The 20171-nt window shown below is 62.3% G+C and carries 21 protein-coding genes; 13 read left to right on the plus strand and 8 right to left on the minus strand.

The genetic code is table 11. The features are described from left to right. The first annotated feature begins 248 nt into the window (after positions 1-248). The 7 genes from NTD82_RS20150 (at position 249) to NTD82_RS20180 (ending at position 7285) form a co-directional block, all read left to right on the plus strand. Positions 249-1385, plus strand: coding sequence for a branched-chain amino acid ABC transporter substrate-binding protein (locus NTD82_RS20150; RefSeq protein ID WP_262129929.1), 1137 nt, complete (start codon positions 249-251; stop codon positions 1383-1385). A gap of 160 nt (positions 1386-1545) precedes the next feature. Next, positions 1546-2460, plus strand: coding sequence for an ABC transporter permease subunit (locus tag NTD82_RS20155; RefSeq protein ID WP_095155985.1), 915 nt, complete (start codon positions 1546-1548; stop codon positions 2458-2460). Between the two features lie 2 nt (positions 2461-2462). Then, entirely contained in the window at positions 2463-3752 is a 1290-nt protein-coding gene (gene livM, locus NTD82_RS20160) for a high-affinity branched-chain amino acid ABC transporter permease LivM (protein WP_262129930.1), read from the plus strand. Continuing rightward, positions 3749-4624 carry an ABC transporter ATP-binding protein gene (locus NTD82_RS20165; protein WP_262129931.1) on the plus strand — a complete coding sequence of 292 codons (876 nt, stop codon included), beginning with the start codon at positions 3749-3751 and terminating at the stop codon, positions 4622-4624. Before livM ends, NTD82_RS20165 begins: the two co-directional genes overlap by 4 nt. Further along, positions 4621-5337 (plus strand): ABC transporter ATP-binding protein, encoded by a 717-nt coding sequence (locus tag NTD82_RS20170; RefSeq protein WP_095155988.1) that lies wholly within the window; start codon positions 4621-4623, stop codon positions 5335-5337. The genes NTD82_RS20165 and NTD82_RS20170 overlap by 4 nt, the downstream gene beginning before the upstream one ends. 138 nt (positions 5338-5475) lie before the next feature. Next, positions 5476-5805 carry a hypothetical protein gene (locus NTD82_RS20175; protein ID WP_095155989.1) on the plus strand — a complete coding sequence of 110 codons (330 nt, stop codon included), beginning with the start codon at positions 5476-5478 and terminating at the stop codon, positions 5803-5805. Positions 5806-6514: 709 nt separating this feature from the next. After that, entirely contained in the window at positions 6515-7285 is a 771-nt protein-coding gene (locus NTD82_RS20180) for an SDR family oxidoreductase (protein ID WP_262129932.1), read from the plus strand. A 375-nt stretch (positions 7286-7660) separates the two neighbouring features. On the opposite strand, the gene NTD82_RS20185 is transcribed toward NTD82_RS20180, so the two are convergent. The 3 genes from NTD82_RS20185 to NTD82_RS20195 all read right to left on the minus strand — a co-directional run bounded on the left by NTD82_RS20185 (position 7661) and on the right by NTD82_RS20195 (position 10072). Next, a complete protein-coding gene (locus NTD82_RS20185; protein WP_262129934.1) occupies positions 7661-8761 on the minus strand; it encodes an AGE family epimerase/isomerase in 1101 nt (366 codons plus the stop codon). A gap of 68 nt (positions 8762-8829) precedes the next feature. After that, positions 8830-9462: a TetR family transcriptional regulator gene (locus NTD82_RS20190; protein WP_262129935.1), complete on the minus strand. Its 633-nt coding sequence runs from the start codon at positions 9460-9462 to the stop codon at positions 8830-8832. A gap of 133 nt (positions 9463-9595) precedes the next feature. Continuing rightward, complete coding sequence (locus NTD82_RS20195) at positions 9596-10072, minus strand: phage infection protein (RefSeq protein WP_095155993.1); 477 nt, start codon at positions 10070-10072, stop codon at positions 9596-9598. A 343-nt stretch (positions 10073-10415) separates the two neighbouring features. On the opposite strand from NTD82_RS20195, the gene NTD82_RS20200 reads away from it, so the two are divergent. Continuing rightward, the gene (locus tag NTD82_RS20200) at positions 10416-12485 is read left to right on the plus strand and encodes an AsmA family protein (RefSeq protein ID WP_262129936.1); all 2070 of its coding nucleotides are present in this window, start codon (positions 10416-10418) and stop codon (positions 12483-12485) included. 124 nt (positions 12486-12609) lie between these two features. Here the strand turns inward: NTD82_RS20200 and NTD82_RS20205 are convergent, their stop codons facing one another. Together NTD82_RS20205 and osmE are read right to left on the minus strand one after the other, a co-directional pair. Further along, positions 12610-13140 carry a bacterioferritin gene (locus NTD82_RS20205; RefSeq protein WP_262129937.1) on the minus strand — a complete coding sequence of 177 codons (531 nt, stop codon included), beginning with the start codon at positions 13138-13140 and terminating at the stop codon, positions 12610-12612. A gap of 92 nt (positions 13141-13232) precedes the next feature. Continuing rightward, positions 13233-13571 carry an osmotically-inducible lipoprotein OsmE gene (gene osmE / locus NTD82_RS20210; RefSeq protein ID WP_095155996.1) on the minus strand — a complete coding sequence of 113 codons (339 nt, stop codon included), beginning with the start codon at positions 13569-13571 and terminating at the stop codon, positions 13233-13235. A 133-nt stretch (positions 13572-13704) separates the two neighbouring features. Here osmE and NTD82_RS20215 point away from each other — a divergent pair, with 133 nt between their 5' ends. The 3 genes from NTD82_RS20215 (at position 13705) to NTD82_RS20225 (ending at position 16088) form a co-directional block, all read left to right on the plus strand. Then, on the plus strand, positions 13705-14595 hold the full coding sequence (locus NTD82_RS20215; RefSeq protein ID WP_262129939.1) for a lipase family alpha/beta hydrolase: 891 nt from the start codon (positions 13705-13707) through the stop codon (positions 14593-14595). A 79-nt stretch (positions 14596-14674) separates the two neighbouring features. Then, positions 14675-14956, plus strand: a complete 282-nt coding sequence (locus NTD82_RS20220) for a PsiF family protein (protein WP_095155998.1) — start codon at positions 14675-14677, stop codon at positions 14954-14956. Between the two features lie 124 nt (positions 14957-15080). Next, positions 15081-16088, plus strand: coding sequence for an AI-2E family transporter (locus tag NTD82_RS20225; RefSeq protein ID WP_095155999.1), 1008 nt, complete (start codon positions 15081-15083; stop codon positions 16086-16088). Positions 16089-16157: 69 nt separating this feature from the next. On the opposite strand, the gene NTD82_RS20230 is transcribed toward NTD82_RS20225, so the two are convergent. Further along, the gene (locus tag NTD82_RS20230) at positions 16158-17423 is read right to left on the minus strand and encodes an Hsp70 family protein (protein ID WP_262129940.1); all 1266 of its coding nucleotides are present in this window, start codon (positions 17421-17423) and stop codon (positions 16158-16160) included. Between the two features lie 163 nt (positions 17424-17586). Here NTD82_RS20230 and cbpA point away from each other — a divergent pair, with 163 nt between their 5' ends. Both cbpA and NTD82_RS20240 read left to right on the plus strand, forming a co-directional pair. After that, entirely contained in the window at positions 17587-18552 is a 966-nt protein-coding gene (gene cbpA / locus NTD82_RS20235; protein ID WP_095156001.1) for a curved DNA-binding protein, read from the plus strand. A gap of 2 nt (positions 18553-18554) precedes the next feature. Then, on the plus strand, positions 18555-18857 hold the full coding sequence (locus tag NTD82_RS20240; RefSeq protein ID WP_262129941.1) for a chaperone modulator CbpM: 303 nt from the start codon (positions 18555-18557) through the stop codon (positions 18855-18857). A gap of 54 nt (positions 18858-18911) precedes the next feature. On the opposite strand, the gene NTD82_RS20245 is transcribed toward NTD82_RS20240, so the two are convergent. Both NTD82_RS20245 and urtE read right to left on the minus strand, forming a co-directional pair. After that, complete coding sequence (locus tag NTD82_RS20245; RefSeq protein ID WP_262129942.1) at positions 18912-19433, minus strand: GNAT family N-acetyltransferase; 522 nt, start codon at positions 19431-19433, stop codon at positions 18912-18914. A 32-nt stretch (positions 19434-19465) separates the two neighbouring features. Next, entirely contained in the window at positions 19466-20164 is a 699-nt protein-coding gene (gene urtE / locus NTD82_RS20250; protein WP_110971395.1) for an urea ABC transporter ATP-binding subunit UrtE, read from the minus strand. Between the last annotated feature and the right edge of the window lie 7 nt (positions 20165-20171).

A 20171-nucleotide genomic window follows, 5' to 3' on the forward strand; every position in this document is an offset into this window, starting at 1 on the left:
AACACGCGCGAGGGTTGCAATGATGGCATTGAGTGGTTGCGCCTATTTATGGCCTCGGGTGTAACTTTCTGTGTTGCAGAGGGTTGCACGACCCATAAAGAAAGCCCGCGACCGCTTGCCGGTGAACCTGAGCACGAGTTTCTTTCGAATAAAAAACCGATGGCACGGCGCTTGCTCTGAGCAAGACGCAGATACAAGTTGCTGAAAGTTGTAGTGCCAACCCAAAAAAACATCAGGAGCACCAACACATGTCGCAGACGTTTTACAAGAAAGGCTTTCTTGCCTTGGCCGTGGCAACGGCGCTGGGCATTTCTTCGTATGTACAGGCCGATGTGAAGATCGGCGTCGCGGGCCCCATGACGGGTGCCAACGCAGCGTTTGGCGAGCAATACATGAAAGGTGCCCAGGCGGCGGCCGACAAGATCAACGCCGAGGGCGGGATCAACGGCGAGAAGATCGTCCTGGTCAAAGGCGATGACGCCTGCGAGCCCAAGCAGGCTGTAGCCGTGGCCAACCGTCTGGTCGACCAGGACAAGGTGGCCGGCGTGGTGGGTCACTTCTGCTCCTCCAACACCATCCCTGCTTCCGAGGTCTACGACGAAGCCGGCGTGATCGCCATCACCCCGGGCTCCACCAACCCGCAGGTCACCGAACGCGGCCTGAGCGCCATGTTCCGCATGTGCGGCCGTGACGACCAGCAAGGCATCGTCGCCGGCGACTACATCGTCGACGTGCTCAAGGGCAAGAAGGTCGTGGTGCTGCACGACAAGGACACCTACGGTCAGGGCCTGGCAGACGCGACCAAGGCACAACTGGAAAAACGCGGCGTGAAGCCGGTGCTGTACGAAGGCCTTACCCGTGGCGAGAAAGACTTCAGCGCCGTGGTCACCAAGATTCGCGGCGCGGGCGCCGATGTCGTCTACTTCGGCGGCCTGCACCCGGAAGCCGGTCCACTGGTTCGCCAACTGCGTGAAGCCGGCCTGAAAGATGTGAAGTTCATGTCCGACGACGGCATCGTTACCGACGAACTGGTGTCCACCGCAGGCGGTGCGCAGTTCGTCGACGGCGTGTACATGACCTTCGGCGCCGACCCGCGCCTGCTGCCAGACAGCAAGGCCGTGGTGGAAGAGTTCCGCAAGGGCGGCACCGAGCCTGAAGGCTACACCCTGTACGCCTACGCTTCGGTCCAGGCGCTGGCTGCCGCGTTCAACGGCTCCAAGTCGAACAAAGGCGAGGACGCCGCCAAGTGGCTCAAGGCCAACCCGGTGAAAACCGTCATGGGCGAGAAGAAGTGGGACAGCAAGGGCGACCTGACCGTCTCCGACTACGTGGTCTACCAGTGGGACGCCAGCGGCAAATACCACCAGCTCGAAAAACAAAAATAACAACGGCACTCGGCCCGGGACGTTCGTGTCCCGGGCCGTTGCCCGGTTGCCGTACCTGTCTTTTCTCGTAGATCTGCACAACCCTGCGCTGCGAGGGTCCCTTCATCCGGGGCCCGCCGTAGTCGGCGCTTGTGCAATCTCAAATACGTGAGATTGCGTTATGGATGGAATTTTCCTGCAGCAACTGATCAATGGACTGACCCTCGGGTCTGTCTATGGTCTGATCGCCATCGGCTACACAATGGTCTATGGCATCATCGGCATGATCAACTTCGCGCACGGCGAGGTGTATATGATTTCCGCTTACCTGGCGGCAATCAGCCTGGCATTGCTGGCCTATTTCGGCGTCGAATCCTTTCCGCTGCTGATGTTGGGAACCTTGTTGTTCACGGTTGTCGTCACTGGCGTCTATGGCTTCACCATCGAACGCATCGCCTACAAACCCCTGCGTAACTCCACCCGCCTGGCACCGCTGATCAGTGCCATCGGTATCTCCCTGATCCTGCAGAACTATGCCCAGATCAGCCAGGGCGCCCGCCAGCAAGGCGTGCCGACCCTGCTCGAAGGCGCCTGGCGCGTCGACATCGGTACCGGCTTCGTCCAACTGACCTACACCAAGATCTTCATCCTGATCGCTGCGTTCGCCGGCATGGGCCTGCTCACCTATGTGATCAAGTACACCAAGCTCGGCCGCATGTGCCGCGCAACCCAGCAAGACCGCAAGATGGCCTCGATCCTGGGGATCAACACCGACCGGGTGATTTCCTATGTGTTCATCATCGGTGCGGTGATGGCCGCCCTGGCCGGCGTGCTGATCACCATGAACTACGGCACTTTCGACTTCTATGCCGGCTTCATCATCGGCATCAAGGCGTTCACCGCTGCGGTGCTCGGCGGGATTGGCTCGCTGCCTGGCGCGATGCTCGGCGGGATCATCCTCGGTATTTCCGAGTCGCTGTTCGCCGGCCTGATCAACTCCGACTACAAGGACGTGTTCAGCTTCTCGCTGCTGGTACTGATCCTCATCTTCCGTCCGCAAGGCCTGTTGGGTCGCCCGCTCGTGGCTAAGGTGTGAACATGTCCACTGCCAAAACTGCTTCTTCCGGTTTCGATATCAAACGCAGCCTGCTGGAAACCATTGTTGCCGGCCTGCTGGCCCTGATCGTGTTCGGCCCGGTGGTCGGCGTGGTCCTCGATGGCTATAGCTTCAACGCCCAGCCGGCCCGGGTGGCCTGGCTGGTCGGCGGGGTGATGGTGGGGCGCTTCGTGCTCAGCGTGTTCTTCCAGAGTGCCACGGGCAAGCGCATGCTTGAGGGCTTCGACAGCGGTGGCTCGGGCGTGCATGTACTGGCGCCGGACTACAAGTCGCGGCTGCGCTACATCATCCCGGCGCTGATCGTCATCGCCATCATCTTCCCGATCTTCGCCAACAAGTACCTGCTGACCGTGGTCATCCTCGGCCTGATCTACGTGTTGCTGGGCCTGGGCCTGAACATCGTGGTCGGCCTGGCCGGTCTGCTCGACCTGGGTTACGTGGCGTTCTATGCCATCGGCGCCTATGGCCTGGCGCTGGGCTACCAGTACCTGGGCCTCGGGTTCTGGAGCGTGCTGCCGCTGGCGGCCATCGCCGCGGCGCTGGCGGGGTGCATACTCGGCTTCCCGGTGTTGCGCATGCACGGCGACTACCTGGCGATCGTGACCCTGGGCTTCGGTGAAATCATCCGCCTGGTGCTGAACAACTGGCTGTCGTTCACCGGTGGCCCGAACGGCATGCCGGCACCGTCGCCGACCTTCTTCGGTCTGGAGTTCGGTCGTCGCGCCAAAGACGGCGGCGTACCGTTCCACGAGTTCTTCGGCATCGACTACAACCCCAACCTGAAATTCCTGTTCATCTACATCGTGCTGTTCCTCGTCGTGCTGGCGGTGCTCTACATCAAGCACCGACTGACCCGCATGCCCGTTGGCCGCGCCTGGGAAGCGCTGCGCGAAGATGAAATCGCCTGCCGCTCCATGGGCCTGAACCACGTGCTGGTCAAGCTCTCGGCGTTCACCCTCGGTGCCTCCACCGCGGGCCTGGCCGGGGTGTTCTTCGCCACCTACCAGGGCTTCGTCAACCCGTCCTCGTTCACCTTCTTCGAGTCAGCGCTGATCCTCGCCATCGTCGTGCTCGGCGGCATGGGCTCGACCGTCGGCGTGGTGATCGCCGCGTTCGTCCTGACCGTGGCCCCGGAGCTGCTGCGCAGCTTCTCCGAATACCGGGTCCTGCTGTTCGGCGTGTTGATGGTGTTGATGATGATCTGGCGACCGCGCGGCCTGATTCGCATCAGCCGTACCGGTGTAGTCCCGCGTAAAGGAGTGGCGCCATGAGCGACGAAGTAATCCTCTCGGTCGACAACCTGATGATGCAGTTCGGCGGGATCAAGGCGCTGAGCGACGTCAGCCTGAAGGTCAAGCGCAACGAAATCTTCGCCCTGATCGGCCCCAACGGCGCGGGCAAGACCACCGTGTTCAACTGCCTCACCGGGTTCTACAAGGCCAGCGGCGGCAAGATCGAACTGAACGTGCGCGGCTCGAAGACCAACGTGATCCAGTTGCTCGGCGAGCGCTTCGAGCCGGGCGATTTCGTTTCGCCCAAGCGCTTCATCAATCGCGTGCACTACAAGATGTTCGGCGGCACCCACCTGGTGAACCGCGCCGGGTTGGCGCGGACCTTCCAGAACATTCGCCTGTTCAAGGAAATGTCCGTGGTGGAGAACCTGCTGGTGGCCCAGCACATGTGGGTCAACCGCAACTTGCTGGCCGGCGTGCTCAACACCAAGGGCTACCGCAAGGCCGAAAGCGACGCGCTGGACCACGCCTTCTACTGGCTGGAAGTGGTGGACCTGGTGGACTGCGCCAACCGCCTCGCTGGCGAACTTTCCTACGGCCAGCAGCGCCGCCTGGAAATCGCCCGGGCCATGTGCACGCGGCCGAAGATCATCTGCCTCGACGAACCGGCTGCGGGCCTCAACCCGCAGGAAACCGAAGCCCTGAGCCGGATGATCCGCGTGCTGCGCGACGAGCACGACATCACCGTGGTGCTGATCGAGCACGACATGGGCATGGTCATGAGCATCTCCGACCATATCGTGGTCCTCGACCACGGCAACGTGATCGCCGAAGGCAAGCCGCAGGACATCCGCAACAACCCGACTGTGATCGCCGCCTACCTGGGTGCTGACGAAGAGGAACTGGTATGAGCGCACCCATTCTCGAACTGAAGGACCTGGACGTGTTCTACGGCCCGATCCAGGCCTTGAAGAAAGTCTCGATGCACATCAACGAGGGCGAGACGGTCAGCCTGATCGGCTCCAACGGCGCCGGCAAGTCGACCCTGCTGATGTCGATCTTCGGCCAGCCGCGGGCGGCGTCCGGGCAGATCATCTATCGCGGCACCGACATTACCCACAAGTCCTCGCACTACATCGCCTCCAACGGCATTGCCCAGTCGCCGGAAGGGCGGCGGGTATTCCCCGACATGAGCGTCGAGGAAAACCTGATGATGGGCACCATCCCCATCGGCGACAAACATGCCGACGAAGACATGCAGCGCATGTACGAACTGTTCCCGCGGCTCAAGGAACGGCGCAACCAGCGCGCCATGACCATGTCCGGTGGCGAGCAGCAAATGCTCGCCATTGCCCGCGCGCTGATGAGCCGGCCCAAGCTGTTGCTGCTGGATGAACCTTCGTTGGGGCTGGCACCGATCGTGGTCAAACAGATCTTCGCCACCCTGCGGGAGCTGGCCAAGAGCGGCATGACCATCTTCCTGGTGGAACAGAACGCCAACCATGCGCTGAAACTGTCGGACCGGGCTTATGTGATGGTCAACGGCCAGATCCGCATGACCGGGACGGGGCAGGAGTTGTTGGTGAACGAGGAGGTGCGGAACGCTTACCTCGGCGGGCACTGATACACCGCAAGCAAGCCCGCTCCAGTGTCTGTAGGAGCGAGCTTGCTCGCGAAGCGGTCCCCCCTTTCACGGGAACTCACTGGAAACCCGCAGAGTCGTACCGGTTATACCGTCCGACCCCGCACAAGGAGCCCCGTGATGCCAACCCGCTTCCTGTTCACCCCCGCAATCCTCGCCTGCAGCCTGTTATTCGGCAGCCTGACGGTGCAGGCCGAGGAGGCGGCCAAGGTTCAGATCGACTCCTCCGCCGCGTCCTCGGACAACCTCGCGGCCATCCACCGCGAGTCCGGCATGAGCCACACCCTGCACGACTCCGGGGTCAGCGTGGCCGAGCTGAAGAAAATGCGCGACACCCTCAACCAGAACGCCAGCGACCTGCTGGAACTGCGCCGCTTGGTCGATGAGCAGACCCGGCAGATCGGCGAGCTGCAACGCCGCCTTGAGGACACCAACCGCAAGGTGCAATGACCACACTGCTGGTTTGCGAACGCCGCTTCGCCCTGACGGGCAAGCGGCGTTTTTTCATCCACGGGGTTGTCCACAGGATTGTGGAAAAGATAGCGCCGGCCTTGCGTGTGACACCGCAGAAAGTCCTTGTAAGCAGTTGTTTTCAATGCGCTTGAAGTTGTCCACGGTTCATGTGGAGGTGACTGTGGGTAACATGGTGGTATGTGCCTGCAAGCCACGTATCTAAAGGCTTTCAGGAAGGCGATCAAATTTTGACCAATAACTTTTGGATTAGTGGTAGAACCGTTTGTCAAGTTATAGCTCCTAGCCATAACGCTGTTTCAAACAGTATGTTTTGCCTGTGGATAAGTCTGTGGGAAAGCCTTGGAAAGAGTGATGGGACCGGCGTCGTTACAGGCTTTGCGCCATTACCCGGTTTTTCACTGAAAGGGCTGGCAGCCTCATTTCCAGCGTGTTTGCAGAGAAAACGCGCTCAGGGCTGTGGATTACTTGGCTAACGTTATTCCACGAATTTATACAGTTGCCCCCAATCTATGTGGAAGGGCCTGTGGATAAGGTGCGCATAGCCGGCTGCGAGCCTTATGCAGCAAGGCTTTGACGGTATTGATCGTTTTTCATACAGGCGGCAAACGGCTTGAAGTGACGCCTGCCGCCGGGCATGCTGCAAACCCTGCCGATCTCTTGTGCAAGCCCTCTCGAGGAGAATCCCATGACTTCCACTGTATTCATTACCGGCGCGACCTCCGGGTTTGGCGAAGCCTGTGCGCGGCGTTTCGCCGAGGCGGGTTGGTCGCTGGTGCTGACCGGTCGCCGCCAGGACCGCCTGGACGCCCTGTGCGCCGAGCTGTCGAAACAGACCGAAGTCCACGGCCTGGTGCTGGATGTGCGCGATCGCAAGGCCATGGAGCAGGCGCTCGGCAACCTGCCGCCAGCCTTCGCCAAGCTGCGCGGGCTGATCAACAACGCCGGCCTGGCCCTGGGCACTGATCCTGCGCAGAAATGCGACCTGGACGACTGGGACACCATGGTCGACACCAACATCAAGGGATTGTTGTACACCACCCGCTTGCTGTTGCCGCGCCTGATCGCCCATGGCCGTGGCGCGACCATCCTCAACGTCGGTTCGGTGGCGGGCAACTACCCATATCCGGGCAGCCATGTGTATGGCGGCACCAAGGCCTTCGTCGGCCAGTTCTCCCTCAGCCTGCGTTGCGACCTGCGCGGCACGGGGGTGCGGGTCAGCAATATCGAGCCAGGCCTGTGTGAAAGCGAGTTCTCGCTGGTGCGTTTCGGCGGCGACCAGTCGCGCTACGACGCCACCTATGCCGGCGCCGAGCCGATCCAGCCGCAGGACATTGCCGAGACCATCTTCTGGATCCTCAACCAGCCGGCGCACATCAACATCAACAGCCTGGAGCTGATGCCGGTGAGCCAGGACTGGGCCGGGTTCTCGATCGAGCGGTCGGGCGGCAAGGGCTGAGGCTCAGCGATGAGCGTGCGGGGCTGCGCATTCTTCGGTCATGTGGTGGCAGGAAGGCGCTTGGCAAAAGGCCGAGTAATGGCTAGCAGGCGCATGTCACTAGTTTTCCAGGGTCCTTGAGATCGAGCGCCGCCCGCGCGGCGCATCGCGAGCAAGCTCGCTCCTACAGTGGTTGCGACGTACCTATGTCTGTCCCATCGCCAAACGCCAAGGGCGGGCAACACCTCTCTGACAGGCCATGGCACGTTTCAACGAATGTAGGAGCGAGCTCGCTCGCGATGCGCCGCGCGGGCGGCGCTCGATCTTGAGAGCGCTGAAAAACTTCCGACATGCGCCTGGTGGCCGCTACTCGGTCTTCTGACAAGCGCTACACAATCATCTCAGACGCTGAAGCCCTTCCAGACAGGTCGCCAGATGATACGGCGTAGTCGACGGCATATCATGCCGGCTCACCACGCCTGCAGCGTCCCGACACTCATACCAACCCCCGTCATGCAGAAACCGCTGACGCAGCACTTCAAGCTGCTTCGCCACCTTCTCCGCGCCATCCGGGCGCAGGGTCAGCGCCCGCAGGTATTCGGCCTGGGCCCAGATCCGCTGGGTGGCGTCGCGCACTTCGCCTTGCGGGCTGAGCATCGCCAGCACAGCACCGTCCTTTACCCCCGTGGCCTCGGCAAAGCCGAAGGCGCGGTCCAGCGATGCATGCAGGGCGCCGTCGCGCAGCAGCGGTGAGGTGTCCAGCAGGAAGAACCATTCGAACTGATGCCCCGGCTCGAACCAGTTATCCACAGCCCCACGCGGTTTCTCCAGCATCACGCCGTGCTCGGGGTCGATGAAGTGCGTCTGCATGGCCTCGGTCAGTGCCAGCAGGGCGGCTTCCACCTCGGCGTCTTCGCGCACGGCGAGGGTCGCGAGGAAGGCTTCGGCCAGGTGCATCAACGGGTTTTGCAGCGGGCCGCTGCCAAGGTCCGACCAGTTTTCACCGAGACTCGCCTCGTACAGGCCATCGTCATTGCCGAAGCGCTCGATCACCACGCTGAGGGCGGCGTTGAGGGTCGATTCCACCAGGCTGTCGCGCACGTTCGCCCAGTAATGGGCGCAGGCGAAGATGATGAAGGCGTGGGTGTAGAGGTCTTTGCGCCGGTCCAGCGGTTTGCCCTGGGCGTCGATGCTGTAGAACCAGCCGCCGTGTTCAGCATCGTGGAAGTGCCGTTGCAGCGAGCGGAACAGCGCGGCGGCGCGTTCGCTGGCGCCGGGCTGGTCGATGCGGCTGCTGAACAGGTAGAGCTGGCGGGCGCAGGCCATGGCGCGGTAGCGCTGCACTGGCAGCGGCTGGTGTTCGGCGTCGAGGGCTTCGAAGGGCAGGGCCATGTCCGCGTTCCAGCCGGGCGCTTCCCATAGCGGCACGATGCGCTGGTCGAAGTGTTGCTGGACTTCAGCGAGCAGGGAGGACGGGGCAGCGTGAATTTCGGACATGGAAAGAGTTCGTCGACGTCGGGGCGTTTGCGCGCATGGTAGCAGGAAATATCGCCGTGGCGCCGCGATCAGAGCGGGCTGCCGAGGCCCTGCCAGTGTCGCGCGCCAACGAAGATGAAGCGCAATTGTTGGATGATCTTGGCCTGCCCGCTCAACTGGCCGGGCTCCACGTCGTCGGGGGCGTCGATCAGTTCCGGCAGGGTGGCGAACACGGTCTTGACCACCAGATCGGCAATCACCCCCAGTGCCGTGGCGTCCAGATGTTGCCAGCGCGGCATGCTCGCCAGGTCGGCGGCGAGGTCCGAGCTGATGCCTTCGCGCAAACGGGCGATGGCCTGGCGCACCGGTTGCGAGCCGCCATATTGCTCGCGGGCGAGGAACAGGAACTGCGCCCGGTTGGCTGCCACCACATCGAGGAAGATCCGCACCGAGGCATCGGTGATGCCGCCCATTTCGATTTCGTTGTGGCGGACCATGCGGATGGTCTGGCGGAAGGTTTCGTTGACTTCCTTGACCAGCGCCAGGCCCAGTTGGTCCATGTCGTCGAAGTGTCGGTAGAAACCGGTGGGAACGATCCCTGCGCAGCGGGCCACTTCACGCAGGCTGATGCTGCCGAAGCCGCGGCCGCTTTCCATCAGTTGGCGGGCTGCATCCAGCAGGGCGTGGCGGGTCTGTTGCTTCTGTTCGGCGCGCGGCAGCATGGCGAATACGGTTCAGTGTGAAACAGGCCTGCACTCTAATAGCCGGGGCCGGAAAAACAAAGCCCGGTCAATTTGACCGGGCCTGGAGGCGAGGAGTCTGTGCGCGGGTATCTATTGTTCCGGCGCATAGGCATCAGCTCACCCGGTTGTTGCGCTCGATCAGACGATCCGAGCCACCTTCGGCGACGCGGTTGGCACGTTGTTCGATCAGACGATCGGAACCGCCTTCGGCTACACGGTTTTCACGGCGTTCAATCAGACGATCAGAACCGCCTTCGGCTACACGATTTTCGCGGCGTTCGATCAGACGATCAGAACCGCCTTCGGCTACACGGTTTTCGCGGCGTTCGATCAGACGATCAGAACCGCCTTCGGCCACACGATTCTCACGACGTTCGATCAGACGGTCGGAACCACCTTCGGCTACACGGTTTTCACGACGTTCGATCAAACGGTCAGAACCGCCTTCTGCCAGCGGGTCCAGCGGTTGCGACAGGATGACCGAGCCGGAGCGCGCTTCAGCGGACAGGTGCTGGTCTGCGGCAGGCACGGCGAAGGCGTTGGCGGCCAGAATGGACAGGGAAAGGCTGAGCAGTAATTGGCGTTTCATGATTTCGGTTCTCCTGGGGGAGGGCGACTAAGTGGGTACGAAGCCAATGCTACTCTTGGAAATCCGATAGAAAAGTTCATAAAGGTAATGGTAACAATCAACAGGATTGATACTTTCCGGCGAGGGCTCTAGCGCGGGCCTTTCCTGAGTGCTTTAGTAGGGATTGAGTACCTCGCCCGATGAATTTCGCCTGATTGATGTGGGCGAAATCTGGCAGCAAGGTCAGGAAAAATCCGGTCGATCCGCCATTTCGAGTAAAACCCCTTGGCGTTTCGTCAGTCCCAAGTACACGTGCGTGTCATACGCACGCTGTCTGCCTTTGCTGTCACTGGAGAACCGTGCAATGACGCGCCCCGCCAAAATCATCACCTGGACCCTCGCCAGCCTGCTGCTGGTACTGGTGCTTCTGGTGATCTTCATCGCGACCTTCGACTGGAACCGGGCCAAGCCTTTTCTCAATGAAAAGGTTTCCGAAGCCCTGCATCGCCCCTTCGCCATCAACGGCAACCTTGCCGTGCACTGGCGTCGCGAAGCCGAGGAGGGTGGTTGGCGGGCGTGGGTGCCGTGGCCGCATTTCACCGCCGAAGACCTGACCCTGGGCAACCCGGACTGGCTGAAAGAGCCGCAGATGGTCGGCCTGCAGCAGGTGGATTTCCGCCTTTCGCCGCTGCCGTTGCTGGCGCAGCGCATCGTCATTCCGCGCATCGACCTCAAGTTGCCGACCGCCAGCCTCACGCGCCTGGCCGACGGCCGGGCCAACTGGACTTTCGATTTCGGGCCCAAGGATGAGCAGGCCGAGCCGTCCAAATGGGTGATGGATATCGGCGCCATCGGTTTCGACAAGGGGCAGGTGGCCTTCGATGACCAGACCCTGAAAACCCGCCTCGACGTGCAGATCGACCCGCTGGGCAAACCGCTGCCGTTCAGCGATATCGTCGGCAAGGCGACGGCTGAAAAGGCCGAAAAACAAGGGGCGAAGCCGCAAGACTACGCCTTCGGGCTGAAGGTCAAAGGCACCTACAAGGACCAGGCGCTCTCCGGCGACGGCAAGATCGGCGGGCTGTTGGCGCTGCAGGACGCCAGCCAGCCGTTCCCGGTGCAGGCGGATGTCCGTATCGCCAAGACCCGCGCGATCATCGCCGGGACCCTGACCGACCCGCGCAACCTCGGCACCCTCGACCTGCGCCTGCGTCTGTCCGGCGCCAGCCTGGCCAACCTCTATCCGCTCACCGGCGTCACCCTCCCCGACACCCCGCCTTACCAGACCGACGGTCACCTCATCGCCAAGTTGCATGAGCCCGGCGGCGCGCTGTTCCGCTATGAGGGCTTCAACGGTCGTATCGGCGACAGCGACATTCATGGCGACCTCGCCTTCGTTTCCAGTCAGCCGCGGCCCAAGTTGAGCGGCAAGCTGGTTTCCAACCAGTTGCTGTTCAAGGACCTCGCGCCGCTGATCGGCGCTGACTCCAACGCCCAGCAGAAAGCCCGCGGCGGCGCGGCGAAGCAGCCGGGCGACAAGGTGCTGCCGGTGGAGGAATTCCGTACCGAGCGCTGGCGCGCGATGGACGCCGACGTCAGTTTCAGCGGCAAGCGCATCGTGCAGACCGAGGAACTGCCCTTCACCGACCTCAACAGCCATGTGGTGCTGGACGACGGCGTGTTGAGCCTGGAACCGCTGTCGTTCGGCGTGGCCGGCGGCAAGCTGGACATGCAGGTGCGCCTCGACGGTCGCAGCGCGCCGATGCAGGGCCGGGCGCGGCTGACCGCGCGGGACCTGAAGCTGAAACAGCTTTTCCCCACCTTCGAACCGATGAAAACCAGCTTTGGCGCGCTCAATGGCGACGCCGATATCAGCGGCCGCGGCAACTCGGTGGCGGCCTTGCTGGGCACCTCCAACGGCGATTTGAAGTTGCTGATCAACGATGGCGCGGTCAGCCGCAGCCTGATGGAGATTGCCGGGCTCAACGTCGGCAACTACGTGGTCGGCAAGCTGTTCGGCGACAAAGAAGTGAAGATCAACTGCGCGGCCACCGATGTCGGCATCAAGAATGGCCTGGCGACCACCCGGCTGTTTGTGTTCGATACGGAAAATGCGGTGATCTATGTGGAAGGCACGGCCAACTTCGCGACCGAGCAACTGGACCTGAAGATCAACCCTGAGTCCAAGGGGCTGCGGCTGTTCTCCCTGCGTTCGCCGTTGTATGTGCGGGGTTCGTTCGCCAAGCCATCGGCGGGCGTCCAGGCTGTACCGCTGGCGCTGCGTGGGGCGGGGATGGTGGCGCTGGGCATTGCCGCGGGGCCGGCGGCGGGATTGCTGGCGTTGATCGCGCCGAGCAGCGGGGAGGAGCCGAATCGTTGTACGCCGTTGCTGGAACAGATGAAGGCGGGGAAAGCGCCGAAGACGGTGAAGTAATCCTGATTGTTGCAGCCCCTTTTTTAACCTGTAGGAGCGAGCTTGCTCGCGATTGCGGTCCTGTGGTCGGACCCCATTGCGAGCAAGCTCGCTCCTACAAGGGACAATGGACGAATGGGGCGGGCTACAGGCCCTTCAACAGATCCGCCATATCATCCGCGTGCTCTTCTTCCTGAGCCAGGATGTCTTCGAAGATGCGCCGGGTGGTCGGGTCGCTTTCGCCGATGAACTGGATGATCTCGCGGTAGCTGTCGATGGCGATCCGCTCGGCGACCAGGTCTTCCAGCACCATTTCCTTCAGGTTGCGTCCGGCGACGTACTGCGCGTGGGAGTTCTTGCTCAGGTTGTCCGGGTTCAGGTCCGGCTCGCCGCCCAGTTGCACGATGCGCTCGGCCAGGCGGTCGGCGTGCTCCAGTTCCTGGGTCGCATGTTCGAGAAACTCTTCCGCGGCGACGCTGGCCTTGATACCGCTGGCCATGTAGTAGTGGCGCTTGTAACGCAGGGCGCAGACCCATTCGGTGGCCAGCGATTCATTGAGCAGACGCAGGATGGTCTGGCGGTCGGCGCTGTAGCCTTCGGTCACCGCGCCTTGCTCGACGTGCTGGCGGGCGCGCTCGCGGAGGGTGTTTACATCAGTCAGTTCTACGGTGCTCATGGTTTTCTCCAGGCTGGAAAAGCGGATGCGCCGCGCTCTGCTGGCGCGGTCGCTACATCAGGTACGAGTGCTGAGGCGGGCGGAAAGTTTTATCAGCTCTTCACAGCCTGCTCGTCTTTCTCGCGCTGTTCGCAGGTCTTGAAGCCTTTGGCGTCGACATGCCCGGTGGCATCGAAGCGCACGTAATAGGCTTGCTGATGACCGTCGCGGTTGAGGATGTAGTTGTTGCAGGTGCCGCCGTGGGGCAGGTCGATCACGGTGGACGGGCTGCCGCCGATGGCGATGACGCGCTGCATGGTCATGCCATTCTCGACCTGCTTGACCAGTGGTTCTTCGCGGTAGGTGACGTAATCCACCGGGTTTTCCGGGCGGCTGCCGCAGCCGACCAGGGTGGCGCTGACCAGAAGTGCTGCCAGGGCGTGTTTGTACATGGTCGTACTCCCTCGAAATGGGCCGTCATGGCCCGGTATCAGTTTGGAACCGCGGGCGACGACGGGAGTTCGATTGCGATTGCCATGATTTCGCCTGTAGGGTGGGCGAAATGTCCATGGATCGGGGATCGCCATGTCGCAAGCACTTGCCACCCGTTACCCGCTGGTTCTGGTGCCGGGCATGCTCGGTTTCGTTCGCCTGCTGCTCTACCCGTACTGGTTCGGCATCGTCGCGGCCCTGCGCCGGGGCGGGGCGCAGGTCTATCCGGTGCAGGTGTCGCCGCTGAACAGCACTGAAGTGCGCGGCGAGCAGTTGCTGCGCATCATCGAAGACATCCTCCAGCGCACCGGCGCCGACAAGGTCAACCTGCTCGGCCACAGCCAGGGCGCGCTGACCGCCCGCTACGCGGCGGCCAAGCGCCCGGAATGGGTCGCCTCGGTGACGTCCATCGCCGGGCCGAACCATGGCTCGGAACTGGCCGACTATCTTGAGCGCCAATACCCCGGCGATTCGCCCCGCGGACGTGTGCTCAAGGCCATCCTCCACGGCCTCGGGCGCCTGATGGGCTGGCTGGAAACCGGCTGGAAGGGCCCGGCGCTAGCGATTGACGTGCATGCCTCGCACCAGTCACTGACGTGTGCCGGCGTGGCGCTGTTCAACCAACGTTATCCACAGGGCCTGCCGGAAATCTGGGGCGGCGAAGGGCCGGCCGAGGTCAACGGTGTGCGTTATTACTCCTGGTCCGGGGTGCTCAAGCCGGGCATCACCGACCGCGGCCTCAACCGCCTCGATGGCAGCAACCGCTTCTGTCGCCTGTTCGCCCGCAGTTTCGTGCGCGAGGCGGGGCACTGTGACGGCATGGTCGGGCGCTACAGCTCGCACTTGGGCCAGGTGATTGGCGATGACTATCCGCTGGACCACCTGGACATCGTCAACCAGTCGCTGGGCGCGGTGGGCAAGGGCGCGCAGCCGGTGAAGCTGTTCACCGAACACGCCGCGCGGCTCAAGGCCGCTGGCTGTTGATCTGAACCGGGGATGTAAGAAATCTTGTCTAAACTCCTGTGACCGCTGCACGTCCGACGCGGCGACCAGGAGATTTGCCATGAAGATGATGCGTTTGCCATTGCTGTTGCTGGGAGTGCTGATGGCTTCACAAGGCTTCGCCGCCACCGCGCAGCAGGAAAAGATGAAAACCTGCAACGCCGACGCCACCGCCAAGACACTCAAGGGCGACGAGCGCAAGGCGTTCATGAGCACCTGCCTGAAAGCCAAGCCCGCCACCCAGCAGGACAAGATGAAGACCTGCAACGCCGACGCCGGCACCAAGGCGCTCAAGGGCGATGAACGCAAGGCGTTCATGAGCGACTGCCTGAAGAAAAAATAGCCATTTCCCCGGATGCGCCATTGCCCTGGAGCAATGGCGCGTCGTCCTGTGCCCCGCGCCCCTATGCCTGCCCGCAGAAGGCTGGCAGACTGCCGGCTTTGTCGTCGTGGCTGTCTGAGGTTGTATGACTTTTACCCAGCGTCAGATTGTGCTGGCGAGTTGGATCATCATATTCACCGGCTTGTTGCTGGTCTTGCCGCTCAAGTTGCTGCCGAGCCTCCTGGCCGGGTTGCTGGTGTTCGAGCTGGTCAATATGCTCACGCCGAAACTGCAGCATGTGATCGCCGGGCCGCGAGCGCGCTGGCTGGCGGTAGCCCTGCTTGGCACCCTGGTGGTCAGCACGCTGACACTGGTTTTTGCCGGTGCCATCAGCTTCCTGCTGCACGAAGCGGAAAACCCCGGCGCCTCGCTGGACAAGTTCATGCTGCTGGTGGACCAGGCGCGCGGGCAGTTGCCGCCGTTCGTCGACGCCTACCTGCCGGCCAGCGCTGCCGAGTTCAAGGTGGCCATTGGTGAATGGCTGAAGACTCACCTGGGCGAGTTGCAACTGGTGGGCAAGGGCGCGGCGCACATGTTCGTCACGCTGCTGATCGGCATGATCCTCGGCGCCATCGTCGCGTTGCAGCGGATCCCCGACATCTCACGGCGCAAGCCGCTGGCTGCGGCGCTGTTCGAGCGCCTGTCGCTGCTGGTGCAGGCGTTTCGCAACATCGTTTTCGCGCAGATCAAGATTTCCCTGCTCAACACCGCGTTCACCGGGATCTTCCTCGCCGTGGTGCTGCCGCTGTTCGGCGTGCACCTGCCGCTGACCAAGACGCTGATCGTGTTGACCTTCCTGCTGGGCCTGTTACCGGTGATCGGCAACCTGATGTCCAACACCCTGATCACCATCGTCGGCTTGTCGCTGTCGATCTGGGTGGCGATGGCGGCGCTGGGCTACCTGATCGTTATCCACAAGGTCGAGTATTTCCTAAACGCGCGGATCGTTGGCGGGCAGATCAGTGCCAAGTCGTGGGAATTGTTGTTGGCGATGCTGGTGTTCGAAGCCGCGTTCGGGCTGCCTGGTGTGGTGGCGGGGCCGATTTATTACGCGTACCTGAAGAGCGAGTTGAGGCGGGCGGAGCTGGTTTGAGTCTGTAAGTGTGCCCTTCGCGAGCAAGCTCGCTCCTACAGGGTAGGTGCGAGCTTGTCGGGGCGCCGGTCAGCCGTAGCGCTTGCGCGCCTCGATCGCCAGCCCGCTGCCGATGCTGCCGAAGATGTTGCCTTCGACATGCCGAGCATTCGGCAACATCGCCGCGACGCTCTGGCGCAAGGCCGGGATGCCGCTCGAACCACCGGTGAAGAACACCGTATCCACTTGCTCGACACCGACGCCAGCCTTGAGCAGCAGCTCATCGACGCTGCCGCGCACGCGCTCCAGCAGGTTGTCGATCGCCGCCTCGAACAGCGCCCGGCTCAGGTCCACTTCAAGACCCTTCTCGATCCGGCCAAGGTCCACCAGGCGGTTTTCCGCGTGGGTCAGCTCGATCTTGGTCGCTTCCACTTCCATCGCCAGCCAGTGCCCGGCGCGTTGGTCGATCAGCTTGAACAGGCGGTCGATGCCGAGGGTGTCTTCGATGTCGTAGCGCATGCTGCCCAGCGCCAACTGGGATTTCTGCGAGTACACCGAGTTGATGGTGTGCCAGGTGGCGAGGCTCATGTGATGGCTGGTGGGCATCAGCGCCTGGCTTTTCATCCGGCTGCCATAGCCGAACAGCGGCATGACACCCTGCAGGCTCAGTTGCTTGTCGAAGTCGGTTCCGCCGATGTGCACGCCGCCGGTGGCGAGGATGTCGTCCTGGCGGTCATCGAGCATGTGCCGTTCAGGCGCGAGGCGGATCAGCGAGAAGTCCGACGTACCGCCGCCGATGTCGACGATCAGTACCAGCTCTTCACGGTCGATGCCCGACTCGTAGTCGTAGGCCGCAGCGATGGGCTCGAACTGGAAAGAGACGTCCTTGAAGCCGATTTTTTTCGCGACATCGGCCAGGGTGTCTTCGGCTTCCTGGTCGGCGGCCTGGTCGTCATCGACGAAATGCACCGGACGACCCAGCACCACTTCATCGAATGCCCGGCCGGCGTCGGCCTCGGCGCGCTTCTTCAATTCGCCGATGAACATGCCGAGCAGGTCCTTGAACGGCAGGGCGGTACCCAGGACGCTGGTGTCGTGCTTGATCAGCTTGGAGCCCAGCAGGCTCTTGAGCGAGCGCATCAGGCGGCCTTCGTAGCCTTCCAGGTATTCGCTCAGCGCCAGGCGGCCATACACCGGACGGCGCTCCTCGATATTGAAGAACACCACCGAAGGCAGGGTGATCTTGCCGTCTTCGAGGACGATCAAGGTCTCCTCGCCGGGGCGGTGCCAGCCGACGGTGGAGTTTGACGTGCCGAAGTCGATACCACAGGCACGGGCCGGGGATGCGTGATTCATGGAAGCGGTTCCGGAGTAAAAACGGCCGCGCAGTGTATGCCAGCCGCTGACAGAATCAAGACCGATTATCTGCTCCGTGACAAACCTGGCCCGGCCTTGAAAGGCTATGCTTGACCCCAATCTTCACACGCAGTGAATTTGATAACCGATGGTGATTCCTTAGATGGATTTCAAAGACTATTACAAGATACTCGGCGTAGAGCCCACGGCGGACGAAAAGGCGATCAAGACCGCCTACCGCAAGCTGGCGCGCAAGTATCATCCGGACGTCAGCAAAGAGCGTGGCGCCGAAGACAAATTCAAGGAGGCCAACGAGGCCTACGAAGTGCTGAGCAGCCCTGAAAAGCGCGCTGAGTACGACGAAATTCGCAAGTACGGCCAGCATGGCCGGCCCTTCCAGGGGCCTCCCGGCTGGGAGAGCCGTGGTGGTGGCGACGCGGGTGGCTTCGGCAACGGTGGCGATTTCTCGGACTTCTTCAGCTCGATCTTCGGGTCGGCCGGGCGCGGCAACGGCAATCCGTTTGGCCGTGGCCAGCAACAGCGCAGTACCGGTCGGCGAGGGCAGGACGTGGAAATGGAACTGGCAGTGTTCCTCGAGGAAACCCTGGCCAACGAATCGAAGAAGATCAGCTTCCAGATTCCGCAGCACAACGCCCAGGGCCAGCGCACAGGCGATACCACCAAGACCCTCAACGTCAAGATCCCCGCCGGGGTGACCGACGGCGAGCGCATCCGCCTCAAGGGCCAGGGCGCACCGGGTGTTGGCGGTGGGGCGAACGGCGATCTGTACCTGATCATCCGCTTCGCACCGCATCCGCTGTTCGATGTCGAAGGTCATGACCTGATCATCACTGTGCCGCTGGCGCCGTGGGAAGCCGCGTTGGGCACCAAGGTGGAAATGCCGACCCTTACCGGCAAGGTCAATCTGACCATTCGTCCCGACAGCCAGAGCGGTCAGCGCCTGCGCATCAAGGGCATGGGCCTGTCGAACAAGCAGGGCGAACGTGGCGACCTGTACGCGCAACTGAAGGTGGTGATGCCGCCACAGTCGGATGCGGCGACGCGTGAATTGTGGAGCAAACTGTCGGAGAAGGCCGGGTTCAACCCGCGAACTCAATGGAGTAAGTGACCATGAGCAGCACCCTGATCGTTCAGCTGGATATGCGCACGTTTTGTCAGGAAGCCGAGTTGCCGGTGGACTGCGTGATCGAAATCGTCGAACACGGCATTGTTGAACCATTGGGGCGAACACCGGAGGACTGGCTGTTCGACGCCCAGGCGCCGGTGCTGGCCAAGCGCGCGGCGCGCCTGCACCAGGAGCTGGAACTGGAGTGGGAAGGCGTGGCGCTGGCGCTGCAGTTGCTGGAGGAAGTGCGGCAACTGCGCAGCGAGAACGACATGCTGCGGCAGCGGTTGGGGCGGTTTGTGCAGTGATTGTTCTGTGTTATTCAGGGCCGAACCGTAGCGATGAGGCCCTGAATTACACCATCACCCCGGCGGCAATGCCCCCGGATTCAACACCAACTGCATAAACGTCAAATCCAGCCACTTGCCGAATTTCACCCCCACCTGCGGCATCTGCCCGTTCAGGGTGAAACCCAGCCGCTCATGCAGGCGGATTGACGCGGCATTACCGCTCTCGATCGCGGCCACCATCACGTGTTTTCCACAGCCTCGCGCCCGTTCGACCAGGGCCAGCATCAGCTTCGGCCCCAGGCCGTTGCCGCGCTGGTCGGCGCGGATGTACACCGAGTGCTCGACGGTATGGCGAAAGCCTTCGAATGGCCGCCAGTCGCCGAACGAGGCATAACCGACCACCTCGCCCGCGGCATCCACCGCCACCAGGATCGGGTATTTCTGTGCCTGGCGTGCGTCGAACCAGGCCTGGCGGTTGGCCAGTTCCACCGGTTGTTCGTTCCAGATCGCCGTGGTGTTGAGCACGGCGTCGTTGTAGATGTCGCGAATGCCCGGCAGGTCATCGGGCACGGCATCGCGGATCAGGTCTGTCATGGCAAGGTTCCGGGATTGAGCAGGCGGTCAGATTAAATGGTTACCAGCCCGCGTACACCCTCGGCCTCCATGTTTTCGCCGCGTCCTTGCTGGACGATTTCGCCACGGGACATCACCAGGTACTGGTCGGCCAGTTCCGCGGCGAAGTCGTAGAACTGTTCCACCAGCAGGATCGCCATATCGCCGCGGGCCGCCAGTTTGCTGATTACCACGCCGATTTCCTTGATCACCGAGGGCTGGATGCCTTCGGTGGGTTCGTCGAGGATCAGCAGCCGCGGACGGCTGGCCAAAGCGCGGCCGATGGCCAGTTGTTGCTGCTGGCCGCCGGACAGGTCGCCGCCACGGCGGTGTTTCATCTGCAGCAGCACCGGGAACAGCTCATAGATGAATTCCGGGACGCTCTTGGCCTCTTTGGCGCTGAAGCGCGACAGGCCCATCAGCAGGTTTTCCTCGACGGTCAGGCGCGGGAAGATCTCGCGGCCTTGCGGTACATAGGCGATACCGGCGTGGACCCGCTGATGCGGCTTGAGCTGGGTGATGGCCTGGCCTTCCCAGGACACGCTGCCCTCGCGGGACGGGATCAGGCCCATCAGGCAACGCAGCAGCGTGGTCTTGCCCACGCCGTTGCGGCCCAGCAGGCACGTGACTTCGCCGACCTTCGCCTCGAAAGACAGGCCGCGCAGGATGTGGCTGCCGCCGTAGTACTGGTGCAGGGAATCGATTTTCAGCATGTGGTTG

It is taken from the genome of Pseudomonas sp. 5P_5.1_Bac1, assembly GCF_025466015.1.
Taxonomy (GTDB): Bacteria; Pseudomonadota; Gammaproteobacteria; order Pseudomonadales; family Pseudomonadaceae; genus Aquipseudomonas.